This is a genomic window from Nocardioides anomalus (genome assembly GCF_011046535.1).
GTDB classification, from domain to species: domain Bacteria; phylum Actinomycetota; class Actinomycetes; order Propionibacteriales; family Nocardioidaceae; genus Nocardioides; species Nocardioides anomalus.
The window spans coordinates 815561-827161 of sequence record NZ_CP049257.1 but is presented as its reverse complement, the minus strand read 5'-3'; the positions used below and the strand labels follow the sequence as shown (position 1 = coordinate 827161).

Sequence of the window (11601 nt, the reverse complement as noted above, 5' to 3'; positions counted from 1 at the left end):
ACGCACAAACTAGGTGCAGGTTCGACGGGAGCGCAAGGCTTCTCGGCCACATTTCCCGAAGTTGTGGCGAAACTTCCGCCAACACTGGACGAAGTTGGTCCTCACGTGGTCGGCTCGGTGCATGGAGTCGGCGTCCGGACCGTGGCAGGATGCGGTCGTGCGGCACTCGCTGGCCGGACGGGCCGAGACGCCCGTCCAGGCGCTCCTGCTGGCCCGGCTCCGCGACGAGGGACCGCTGTCCAAGGCCCAGCTCGCCGACCGCCTCGAGGTCTCGCGCACGACGGTGGGCGCCGAGGTCGCGCGCCTGACCGAGCTCGGCCTCGCGGTCGAGGCCGGGCCGGCCGCCTCCCGCGGCGGACGGCGCTCCACGCTGGTCGACCTCTCCCCCGACATCCGCTTCGCGGGCCTGTCCATCGGCGCGACCGGGCTGTCGGTGGGCATCACCGACGGTCGGCTCAGCACGCTGGCGGTGCGCCACGCGCCCTGCGACATCCGCCAGGGGCCCGAGCAGGTGCTCGCCCTGGCCCTGGAGACCACCCGCAAGCTGATGGCCGAGGTGGGCGTGGACGGGCTGAGCGGCGCCGGTGTCGGCGTGCCCGGGCCCGTCGACTTCCACCGCGGGGTCTCGGTGTCGCCACCGATCATGCCGGGCTGGGACGGCTACCCCGTGCGCGACGTGGTCTCGCGCGACCTCGGCTGCCCCGTGGTGCTGGACAACGACGTGAATGTGCTGGCCGTCGGCGAGCAGCACGCCGGCGTGGCCAAGAACGCCCGCGACTTCCTCTTCGTCAAGATCGGCACCGGCATCGGCTGCGGCATCGTCGTTGACGGTGAGCTCTACCGCGGGGTCGACGGCTGCGCGGGCGACATCGGCCACATCCGGGTCGAGGACTTCGGGCCGACCTGCGCGTGCGGCAACACCGGCTGCCTCGAGGCCTTCGCCGGCGGCGCCGCCCTGGCCCGCGACGCGACGGCCGCCGCGCGGTCCGGACGCTCCGACATCCTGGCCGGAATGCTCACCGACGGCGCCGACCTCACCGCCGCCGACGTCGGCGCCGCGGTCAGCCAGGGTGACCCGGTGGCCGTCCAGCTCATCCGCGAGTCCGGCCGGCGAGTCGGCCAGGTCCTGGCCAGCCTGGTCTCGTTCTTCAACCCCGGGCTCATCGTCATCGGCGGCGGCGTCACCGCGGTCGGCCACTCCCTGCTGGCCGAGGTGCGCGGCGTCACCTACCGACGCTCACTCCCGCTGGCCACCGGCAACCTGCCCATCGTGCTGAGCGAGCTCGGCGCGGACGCCGGGGTCATCGGCGCGGCCCGGATGGTGAGCGGCGCGGTCTACTCCTCCGAGCCCGCCCGGGGCTGACCGACGATCAGGTCAGCACGAGGCCGTTCTGCCAGTCGCGGTGCTCGACGGCCGGGTCGTCGAACCAGTGGCCGTCGTCGGTGAGGTAGCGGAAGCCGAAGGCCTGGCCGGCGGGGACGGCGACCTTGACGCTGCGGGTGCCGTTGCTGCGCTTGACCATCCGGTGAGCGCCGGGGGTCCAGTCGTTGAAGTCGCCGACGACGCAGACGCGGCCGGCAGGCTCGTCCTGCGGGAGCACGAAGGTGAGGTGGGTGAGCTCACCCCGGGGTTCTTGCTTGATCACGGGACCAAGCCTGGTCGTCTCGTCGTGCGCCGGGCGGCAGGACGCGCCGGACCCCACCCCGTGGGGCCAACCTCACAAGACCCCGCGGACGGTCAGAGCCGCAGCAGGCGGGCCAGCGCTCGGGGCAGCACCCAGTTGAGGTGGCCGAGCGCACCCACCAGGGCGGGGGCGAGCAGGCCGCGGACGATCACCGCGTCGATGGCGATGCCGAGGGCCAGCGCGGTGGCCAGGATCTTGACCTCGACGCTGGGGGTGGTGGAGAGCGCGATGAAGGCCAGGAACAGGATGAGCGCCGCCGAGGTGACCAGCCGGCCCGTGTAGGCGATGCCGTCGCGGGCGGCGCGGTCGGTGTCGCCGTGCTCGTCGTAGGCCTCGCGCATCCGGCTGAGGATGAAGACCTCGTAGTCCATCGAGAGCCCGAACAGGAACGAGAACGCCGCGATCGGCACCCACGTGGTGATGACGCCGGTGGCGGACTGGTCGAAGAGCAGCTCCGAGCCGTGCCCCTCCTGCCAGATCAGCACGGTCACGCCGTACGCCGCGGAGATGGACAGCACGTTGAGGACCAGCGCCTTGACCGGCAGCCACAGCGAGCGCAGGGCGCGGGCCAGCAGCAGGAAGGTGACCACGACGACGGCGAGCACCACCCACACCGCGTCGCCGTACACCGCGGAGACGAAGTCGGCGTCCTCGGCCGGCGTTCCGCCCACGTCTCCGCCGCCCGTCCCAGCCGCGTCGCGGACCCGGTCGAGGGTCGCCCGGCCCGCGGCGCTGGCCGGGTCGTCGGCGGACCACACCTGGAGCAGCCGCTGACCGTCGGCCGACCACGACGGCGCCGCCACGGCGGCCACACCGTCGACGGCGCGCAGCTCCTCGGCCAGCGCGTCGGCGTCGCCGTCGTCGACGAGGACCTCGGTGGGCCGCAGCACCCCGACCGGCACGCCGGCGTGGACCGCGTCGCTGACCGCGCGGTACGCCGGGCTGGAGGACGTCAGCCCGGAGAGCCGGGGGGAGCCGAGGGTCAGGGAGAGGACCGGGGCGGCCAGCGCGAGGAGGACGACGACGGTCCCGACGATGGTGAGCCACCGGTGCGCGAGGACGCCGACGGCGAGCCGGTCCCAGAAGCGGCTGCGCGCCCGCGCGGGCCGGCGCCGCGGCCAGAGCAGCCGCGGCCCGACGGTGCTGAGCAGCACGGGGACGAGGGTCACGGCGACGGCCACGCTGAACAACGGGATGAGCAGGCCGCCGAGACCGATGCTGCGCAGGAACGGCACCGGCACGAGCACCAGCGCGGCCAGCGAGACGGCGACGGTCACACCGCTGAAGAGCACCGACCGGCCGGCGGTGCGCATGGCGGTGCGGACGGCCTCCTGGTTCTCCGCGCCGCCGTCGCGCTCCTCGCGCCAGCGGGTGACCACGAGCAGGGTGTAGTCGATGGCCACGCCGAGCCCGATGAGCGCGACGAGGTACTGCACCACGAACGAGACGTCGGTGACCCCGGTCAGCGCGAGCAGCGCGAGGTAGGTGCCGAGGATCGACACCGCGGCGACCGCCAGCGGCAGGACCGCGAGCAGCGAGCCGAAGACGAGCGCCAGCACGACGAGCGCTCCGAGCGCACCGAGCAGCACCTCGACCAGCACGCTGCGGTCACCGCCGCTGCCCTCGGTGAGCTGGACGAACCCGGTGAGCTCGGCGTCCGCGCCGCTGTCGGCGACCAGCCGCTCCAGGACCGGCTGGCTCGCGGCGTACGGCTCGGGGCCCGGGGTCACCGGCGGGTAGACCACCGCGACGGCCACGTCCCCGGCGTCCAGGGCCTCGGCACCGGGGTCGGCGGCGGTGACGACCCGCGTCCCCCGGACCTGCTGGGTGGCCTGCTCGGCCAGCTGCTGTGCGGTCGCAGCGGCGTCGTCCCCGCGGGCCACGATGAGCAGCGGCTCGTCGAGCCCACCGCCGCCGAACTGCTGGGCGATCGCCTCGTTGGTCTCGTACGCCGGCTGGCCCGGCAGGGCGAACTCGTAGCTGAGCCGGTCCACGGTCGTGGTCGTGGTCGCGCCGCCCGCCACCCCGACGGCGAGCCAGACCAGCACCACGAGCAGGCGGTGGCGCAGCACCCAGTCCGTCAGCCGCTCCACGGGAACGGCGGTACCCGCCGCGCCCTAGAGCAGCGGGAGGGCCGGGTCGTCGCTCGCCACGCGGCCGGTGGCCAGGCGGATCCAGGTCAGCCCGACGTCGGGCGGCTCGCCGGGGTACGCCGTGGCCAGCGCGCCCGCCACCGCGTCCACCGCCGCGGGCAGCAGTGGCGCGTCGTCGCGCCCGAGGGTGCGGGCCAGGTCGTCGGCGTGCACCACCAGCTCCGTCAGGCGGGTCAGCAGGTAGTCGTCGCGCGCGATGGGCCCGCGCCGCGCCTGGAGCACGGCGCCCGGGGTGGCGTCCAGTGCGGCGAAGGCCTCGGCCGCGGTGCGGCGGAAGCCGCCGATCACGTCGGCGCCGTAGGTGTCGCGCATAGCCCTTGTGTCCGCGGCGATCTGGTCGGCGTGGGGTGGGTACGCCGCGACGTAGGCCCCGAAGCCGAGCGGCTCCGCGCCCTCGGGGGCGGTGGTGACGAAGCGGGACAGCCCGATGCCGAGCCCGAGGTGGGCGATGAGGTCGCGCACCGTCCAGTCCCCGAGGCCGACCGGCTCGGCGAGGTGTGCACTCACGTCCACCTCGTCGAGCCAGTCGGAGAGGGCGGCGTACTGCTGCTCCAGCAACGTCCTCACGCCGCCGAGCGTGGCCGAGGGTCGGGGCGGCCGTCGAGGGCCGCGACGGTCAGGGGCCGTCGAGATCCGGTCAGCGGACCGTCAGCTCAGCGGGGTCCCGGTCGGTGCGGCCGGGGGCTGGGCCTGCTCGTCGTCGGAGCCGTGCACCTTCTCGGCCACCGCGCTCGCCGCAGCGGTGGTCTTCTCCTTGACGGCTTCGGCCACGACCGGCGCCTGTTCGGCCACGGTGGTGCCGACCTTCTTGGCGGCGGACTGGACCCGCGGGTCGCTGGCCACCTTCTGCGCGCCGGACTTGATCGACTCGTAGCGCTGGCGCCCGGCGGCCGCTCCCGCGACGTACCCGAGAGCGAACGCGATCAGCAGCTTGAGCTTCGACATGGTCGTGCAGTACCCGCGTCAGCGCACCGGAACCGTCAGCACCGAGGGGTACGCCGGACCGGTGTGCAGGGTGAGCGGTGCGATCTGCGGCAGGTTCGGCGCGGTGGGCAACAGGTGCGGCACGTCGAAGGCCTGCACGCTCAGCCGGAGCCGGTGGCCGGGCAGGATCGCGGCCCCGGTCGGGAAGACCTCGACGTCCACGGGCACGACGGCCCCGGCCGGGACCGGCTGCTGCGAGGCCCGGGTGAACGGGTGGTAGGGCTGGACGAGCTGCCCGTCGAGGTAGCGCGAGCGCGACTCGTCCAGCGCGCGCTGCGAGAGCGTCTGCCACCCGCCGGTCAGCCGGGAGACGGTGCCGTCGGGGGCGACGTCCTCGACCGCGACGGAGTACATCCCGTCGCCCGTGGGCGTGGAGGTGTAGAGCCGCACGTTGATCGGGCCCTGGACCCGCAGGGGCGCGGTGAGCGGTTCGGTCTGGAAGGTGAGTCCGCCCAGGTCGTTGACCCGGTTGTCGCGCAGGCACGGGCTGTCCGGCCAGGCCTGGTGCAGGATCCCGGCCGTCCACTGGTTGGCCGAGCGGGTGCAGAGGCCGGTCACCGGCAGCGGCGGGACCGTCGAGGTGCCCGACTGCGCGCCGTCCTGGGTCAGCCCGCCCGCCTGGCCGCCGACGGCCGCGGAGCCGGACAGCCGGAACGACGTCGCGCGCAGGTCCTTCGAGACGTACTTCTTGGTGGTCACCCAGCGGCCGCTGCCCTGCTCGTAGTAGGTGAACGGCTTGATGTCCTCGAGCAGTCGCGGGTCCGGCACGCCCTTGACGTAGTGGTCGAACCAGCGCAGCTGCAGCTCCTGCAGCGAGCCGTAGCCGGCCTGGCCGACGTCGGCGCCCGACGAGCCCTGGAGGTGGTCCCACGGACCCGTGATCATCCGGACCGGCACGCCGTGGGCCTGGAGCCGCTCGTAGAGCAGCGGGGTGCCGCGCTGGAACAGGTCGTACTCGCCGCTCACGAGGAACGTCGGCACCTTGATCCGGTCGACGACGTTGATCGGCGAGCGGTCGGCGTAGAACGGGCCGTCGTAGGCCGGGGCCTGGCCCAGCACCGCGCCCGTCAGCAGCGGCACGGTGAAGGTCGTCGCCGTGGCCAGCCGGTCGAGCAGCGCGCCGAAGCCGGCCGCCGGCTGCTGTGCGCCGTACGCCGGCGGGACCAGCCCGGCGGCCGTCACGAGCCCCATCCAGAGCGGGATGAAGCTGACGTCGAGCGCGCCGCCCGAGGCCACGATGTCGCGGTAGGTGTCCGCGCCGGGCACCTGCGGGAAGATCGCCTTGAGCCCCTTCGGGTGCGCCGCGGCGGCGTAGAGCTGCGCGATGCCCATGTAGGACGGGCCGGTCATCGCCGACTTCCCGTTGCTCCACGGCTGGCGGTGCGCCCAGTCCACCACCTCGCCGTAGTCCTGGGTCTCGCGCGGGCTGAACGCCTCCCACACCCCGGCCGACGAGCCCGTCCCGCGCGCGTCCACGGTCAGCTGCACGTAGCCGCGCTCGACCAGGTAGTCCGCCGCCGGCCCGGCCAGCCCGCCCCCACCGGTCTGCAGTGTCTTGTTGTAGGCCGTGATCGTGATGACCACCGGCAGTGGCGTGGTCACCACCGCGCCGTCCGCGGTGGTCGGGCGGACCACGTCACCGCGCAGGACCACGCCGTCCGACATGGGGATGGCCACGTCCTGCGTGACCTGCGTGCCGGCGTACTGCTCCGGACGGGGGCGCCAGCCGCCCGCCTGCTGGACCTGCGAGCCCGGACCGGGCACCCAGTGCGCGTCCCGCCCCGCGGCCCGCCCCGCGGCCTGGGCCGCCGGCGCTCCCGGCGTGAGCGTGGTCGCGGTGGCGGCCAGGACGACGAGGGCGAGCGTGGCGGCCCGAGAGCGCAGCGTCATGCCGGGTCCAACGAGACCAGGGTGTCTGCGTCACGGTGTCGCAAGAGGGATCTCGGCAAAGTCAGGACTCGGCGGGCCCGGGCGCCCTACGCTCAGGCCAGGTTCGTCCGGCGACCCCATACGGATGAGCCGAGACGGCCCTCGCTGCCCCCACGGCGAGGGCCGTCGCCGTCCTCAGTCGAGGACGGTGAACTTCCCCTCGCCGGTGCGTCCGGGCGCCATGCCCACGACGCTCACGGTCCGCACGCCGGTGTCGTCGCCGACCGCGAAGCTGTAGGTGACGGTGCCGTCCTCGGACGCCTTCTCGGTCGTCAGCTCCTCGTCACCCAGGCTGAGCGTGACCTCCTCGCCGGCGACCAGGCCGCTGACGGTCACGGTCTGCTGCTTCTCGCGCGGGAGCTTCTTGCGCTTGAGCTCGACGCCGAGGTCCTTGGTCGGCTTGACCACCTGGAGGGTCGCGGTGCCGACGCGGCCGGCGTTGCTGCCGGTGAGCGTGATGGCGAGCTCGCCCTCGACGTCCAGGGGCGTCTTGACGGTGCGGTGCACCTCGCCCTTCTTGTCCGCCTTGCCCGAGAAGACGGGCTTCCCGGCCACGCGCAGCACGTAGGCCTCACCCTGGGCGAGGCCGTCGGCGGTGACGTCGACCGCGGTGCCGCCGAGGACCAGCGCGTCGGCGTCGGTGGTCAGCTCGAGGGACTTGGCCTTGCGGATCGCGGTGACCTTGACCGTCGCGCGGTCCTTGCCGGCGGCGTTCTTGACGGTCAGCCGGAACACGTGGGTGCCGCGGTCGGTGAGGCGCACGGTCGTCGAGCCCTGGGACTTCTGCCGGCCCTTCCACTCCCCCGAGGCGCGGACCTCGTCGGCGTTCTTGCTGCTCCAGCGCAGGGTGACCTGGTCACCGACGGACGCGTTCGTCGTGGACACCGACAGCTTCACGACCGGCTTCTTGACCGGCTTGGGCGGCTTGGGCGCCTTCGGCGGGTCGTTGACGAACTGGGTCATCACCGCCGAGGTGGAGGCGGCGTTGAGGCCGTCCCCCTCGTAGGTCGCGGTCAGCGTGTGGCTGCCCACCGCCATGGTCGACGTGGTCAGGGTGGCGACCCCGCCCGCGACGGGTGCCGAGCCGAGCGTCGTGCTCCCCTCGAGGAAGGTGACGGTGCCGGTCGGGTCCGAGCCCGTGACCGACGCGGTCACGGCGACCGCCTGGCCGGCGGTCGACGGGTTGACCGAGGAGGCGAGGGTCGTCGTGGTCGCGGCCGGGGCGTCGGCGACCGCGGCCGGGGCGGTGCCGACGACCCCCAGCGAGCCCAGGGCGACGGCGGCCACCGGGGCGGCGACGAGCAGGCGCAGCGTGTCCAGCTTCTCCCTCATGCGCACGACGGTAAGAGCCCTGATGCCTCCGTGTTCGCGAGTTGGTCAAAGACGTGTTCATGGAATCGAGGTTGACATCGATGCCCTAGGGGGTATGCCATAGCACCACGGCACCTGGCCGACTCCCCCCAGCGTCCAGGTGCCGCGTCGCTCCCTCGAGCCGTCGCGGCCTCCACCGCGCGCCGAGGGGGTGCCGGGTCCGGCCGGGCTCCTGACCCCGGCCGGGCCCGGCCTCTGCGTCTCGCTCGGGCCTCTCAGGCCTCGGACCACCCGGTCATGCCGGGAACGGCGGTCGGGTACGGGACAGCCGTGACCGACGCCCCGCACCCGCCGCCCCACGTCCTGGTCCTCTTCGGGGCCACCGGCGACCTGGCCAAGCGCAAGCTCTTCCCCGGCCTGGCCAAGCTCCAGGCGGCCGGCCGGCTGCCCGAGGACTACCGGGTCATCGGGAGCGGACGCCACTCGCCCGGCACCGACGACGAGTTCCGCGACCAGGTGCGCGAGGCGCTGGAGGACCTGGACGACGAGGCCGTGGACGCGCTGCTGGAGCGGACGTCGTTCCAGACCTCGAGCGCCGACGACGGCAGCGACCTGGCCGAGGCGGTCCGGGCGGCGGAGGAGGAGCTGGGCGACGACGCGCGCCGACTGGTCTACCTGTCGGTGCCGCCGGCCGCGATGCAGGACATGATCGCGATGCTGGGCCGCGAGGGCATCACCGAGCGGGCGCGGCTGGTGGTCGAGAAGCCGTTCGGGCTCGACCTGGAGAGCTCGCAGCGCCTCGACGCCGCACTCAAGGACGTGGTGGACGAGGACCAGGTCTTCCGCATCGACCACTTCCTGGGCAAGGAGGCGGTGCAGAACATCCTGGCCCTGCGGTTCAGCAACCGGCTGTTCGAGCCGGCCTGGGACCGCGAGAGCGTGGCCGAGGTGCAGATCGACGTGCCCGAGACGCTGGGGATGGAGGGCCGCGGCAGCTTCTACGAGGCCACCGGCTGCCTGCGCGACATGGTCTCCACCCACCTCGGCCAGCTGCTCGGGTTCGTGGCCATGGAGGACCCGCACACCCTCGACGAGCAGGCCCTGCGCGACGCCAAGGTCGCGGCGCTGGAGGCGCTGCGGCCCTTCGACAAGGAGCACGCGGTGTTCGGCCAGTACGCCGGCTACCGCGACGAGGACGACGTCGACGAGGACTCCGACGTCGAGACGTTCGTCGCGCTCACGGCGTACGTCGACACCGACCGCTGGCGCGACGTGCCGTTCCACCTGCGCACCGGCAAGAAGCTGGCCGAGACCCGGCGCACGGTGACGCTGAGGTTCCGGCCCCCGGAGTCGCAGCTGCTCGACGGCGAGCCGGTCCCGAACGACCTGGTCCTCGAGCTGACCGACGACCCCGAGATGAGCGTCGAGCTCAACGCCAAGCGGCCGGGGCCGGACCTGGTCCTCGCGCCGGCGACCATGACCGTCGACCTGGTCGAGGAGATCGAGGACGCCGAGCCCCTCGAGGCCTACGAGCGGCTGCTGCTCGACGTGCTGCGCGGCGACCAGACGCTGTTCACGCGCGCCGATGAGGTCGACGCGCTGTGGCGGGCCTGCCAGCCGCTGCTCGACGACCCGCCCGAGGTGCAGCCGTACGACGCGGGCAGCTGGGGACCGCAGGCCGCGGTCGACCTGCCCGAGCGCGGCTGGCGGCTCGGTGGCTGAGCGTGCCTGACCAGCTGCCGATCGCCGACCACGGGCTGATCGGCGACCTGCGCACGTGCGCGCTGGTCGGCTCCGACGCCACCGTCGACTGGTTCTGCGCGCCGCGCTTCGACTCCCCCAGCGTCTTCGGCGCGCTCCTGGACGCGGAGAAGGGCGGCGCCTGGACCCTGGAGGTCGTCGACGGGGAGCCGCGGACCCTGCAGTTCTACTTCCCCGACACCAACATCCTGGTCACCCGCTTCCTCACCGAGGAGGGCGTGGCCGAGGTGCACGACTTCATGCCGATCCTCGCCGCGCACGACCCCGACCACCGGCAGCGGCTGGTGCGCCGGGTGGTGTGCGTGCGCGGGGAGGTCCGGGTGCGCACCCGCGTCGACGCACGGCCCGACTACGGCCGCGCGGAGCCGCGCCTGACCGAGATCGACGGCGGCGTGCTCATCGAGGCCGACGGGGTGCGGCTCGGCCTCGCGGCGTCCACCGGCCTCGCCGTGGACGGCACGGTCGTCACGGCCGAGGTCGGGCTGAGCGGCGGCGACGAGGTCCTGTTCGTGCTCGAGGTGCTCGACGGCGACGCCGACCCGCACCCCGGCGACACCGACAGCACGACCGAGCTGTTCGACGGCACGACGGCGTTCTGGCGGCAGTGGCTCGCGCGCTCGACGTACCGCGGGCGCTGGCGCGAGATGGTCGAGCGGTCCGCGCTCACCCTCAAGCTGCTCACCCACGAGCCGTCGGGCGCGGTGATCGCGGCGCCGACGACGAGCCTGCCGGAGAAGATCGGCGGCGCCCGCAACTGGGACTACCGCTACGTCTGGATCCGCGACGCGGCGTTCAGCCTCTACGCCCTGCTCCGGCTCGGCTTCACCGACGAGGCGGCGTCCTTCATGGAGTGGCTCTCGGAGCGGATGGGCGAGCGCGACGAGGAGCGCGACAAGACCCTGGGTCCGCTGCGCGTCTGCTACGACATCGACGGCAACGCGCCCGGCGAGGAGGTCGAGCTCGACCACCTGTCCGGCTACCGCGACTCGAAGCCGGTGCGCGTCGGCAACCTCGCGGTGCACCAGCTCCAGCTCGACATCTACGGCGAGCTGATCGACAGCGTCTACCTGTTCAACAAGTACGGGCCCGGCATCAGCCACGACGCGTGGGCCGACCTGCGCCGGCTGCTCGACTGGCTGATGGACAACTGGGAGCGGCCCGACGCCGGCATGTGGGAGATCCGCGACGACCCCAAGCCGCACACCACCTCGCGGCTCATGTGCTGGGTGGCCATCGAGCGGATGATGCGCACCGCCCGCCAGCGCGGCCTGCCCGGCGACCTCAGCGGCTGGGCCGAGGTCCGCGACCGGATCACCGAGCGCATCATGACCGCGTCCTGGGACGACGAGGTCGGGGCGTTCATGCAGTACGAAGGCGCCGACACCCTCGACGCCGGCGTCCTGCTCATGCCGATGGTGAAGTTCGTGGCGCCCAACGACCCGCGCTTCGTCTCCACCCTCGCCGCCATCGAGGACCGGCTGGTCTCCGACAGCCTGGTCTTCCGCTACGACGTCGAGGCCTCCCCCGACGGCCTGGACGGCTCCGAGGGCACCTTCTCGCTCTGCTCGTTCTGGTACGTCGAGGCGCTGACCCGGCTCGGCCGCCTCGACGAGGCCCGGCTGGCGCTGGAGAAGATGTTCACCTACGCCAACCACCTCGGGCTGTACGCCGAGCAGGTCGGGCTCGCCGGCGACCAGCTCGGCAACTTCCCGCAGGCCTTCACCCACCTGAGCCTGATCAGCGCGGCCATCAACCTGGACCACGAGCTGGGGAGCTGA

General features: G+C 73.3%; 9 protein-coding genes. 3 read left to right on the top strand and 6 right to left on the bottom strand.

Annotation, left to right across the window (positions count from 1 at the left end):
• Positions 1-157 precede the first annotated feature (157 nt).
• Entirely contained in the window at positions 158-1363 is a 1206-nt protein-coding gene (locus G5V58_RS04350) for an ROK family transcriptional regulator (RefSeq protein WP_230487076.1), read from the top strand.
• Positions 1364-1370: 7 nt separating this feature from the next.
• Here G5V58_RS04350 and G5V58_RS04345 read toward each other — a convergent pair whose 3' ends face one another.
• The 6 genes from G5V58_RS04345 to G5V58_RS04320 all read right to left on the bottom strand — a co-directional run bounded on the left by G5V58_RS04345 (position 1371) and on the right by G5V58_RS04320 (position 8083).
• Positions 1371-1646 (bottom strand): isoamylase early set domain-containing protein, encoded by a 276-nt coding sequence (locus G5V58_RS04345; protein WP_165229081.1) that lies wholly within the window; start codon positions 1644-1646, stop codon positions 1371-1373.
• 92 nt (positions 1647-1738) lie between these two features.
• A complete protein-coding gene (locus G5V58_RS04340; protein ID WP_165229079.1) occupies positions 1739-3778 on the bottom strand; it encodes an MMPL family transporter in 2040 nt (679 codons plus the stop codon).
• A gap of 24 nt (positions 3779-3802) precedes the next feature.
• Complete coding sequence (locus G5V58_RS04335) at positions 3803-4405, bottom strand: maleylpyruvate isomerase family mycothiol-dependent enzyme (RefSeq protein ID WP_165229077.1); 603 nt, start codon at positions 4403-4405, stop codon at positions 3803-3805.
• Between the two features lie 81 nt (positions 4406-4486).
• Positions 4487-4783 (bottom strand): hypothetical protein, encoded by a 297-nt coding sequence (locus tag G5V58_RS04330; protein ID WP_196240558.1) that lies wholly within the window; start codon positions 4781-4783, stop codon positions 4487-4489.
• Positions 4784-4801: 18 nt separating this feature from the next.
• Positions 4802-6712, bottom strand: a complete 1911-nt coding sequence (locus G5V58_RS04325; protein ID WP_165229075.1) for a CocE/NonD family hydrolase — start codon at positions 6710-6712, stop codon at positions 4802-4804.
• A gap of 174 nt (positions 6713-6886) precedes the next feature.
• Entirely contained in the window at positions 6887-8083 is a 1197-nt protein-coding gene (locus G5V58_RS04320) for an Ig-like domain-containing protein (RefSeq protein WP_165229073.1), read from the bottom strand.
• Between the two features lie 309 nt (positions 8084-8392).
• Here G5V58_RS04320 and zwf point away from each other — a divergent pair, with 309 nt between their 5' ends.
• The gene (gene zwf / locus G5V58_RS04315; RefSeq protein WP_230487075.1) at positions 8393-9784 is read left to right on the top strand and encodes a glucose-6-phosphate dehydrogenase; all 1392 of its coding nucleotides are present in this window, start codon (positions 8393-8395) and stop codon (positions 9782-9784) included.
• Positions 9785-9786: 2 nt separating this feature from the next.
• Positions 9787-11601, top strand: coding sequence for a glycoside hydrolase family 15 protein (locus tag G5V58_RS04310; RefSeq protein ID WP_165229069.1), 1815 nt, complete (start codon positions 9787-9789; stop codon positions 11599-11601).

Coding starts and splice junctions, on each gene's coding strand:
- G5V58_RS04325 (WP_165229075.1), bottom strand. CDS start 6,712: ATGACGCTGCGCTCTCGGGCCGCCACGCTCGCCCTCGTCGTCCTGGCC.
- G5V58_RS04330 (WP_196240558.1), bottom strand. CDS start 4,783: ATGTCGAAGCTCAAGCTGCTGATCGCGTTCGCTCTCGGGTACGTCGCG.
- G5V58_RS04320 (WP_165229073.1), bottom strand. CDS start 8,083: ATGAGGGAGAAGCTGGACACGCTGCGCCTGCTCGTCGCCGCCCCGGTG.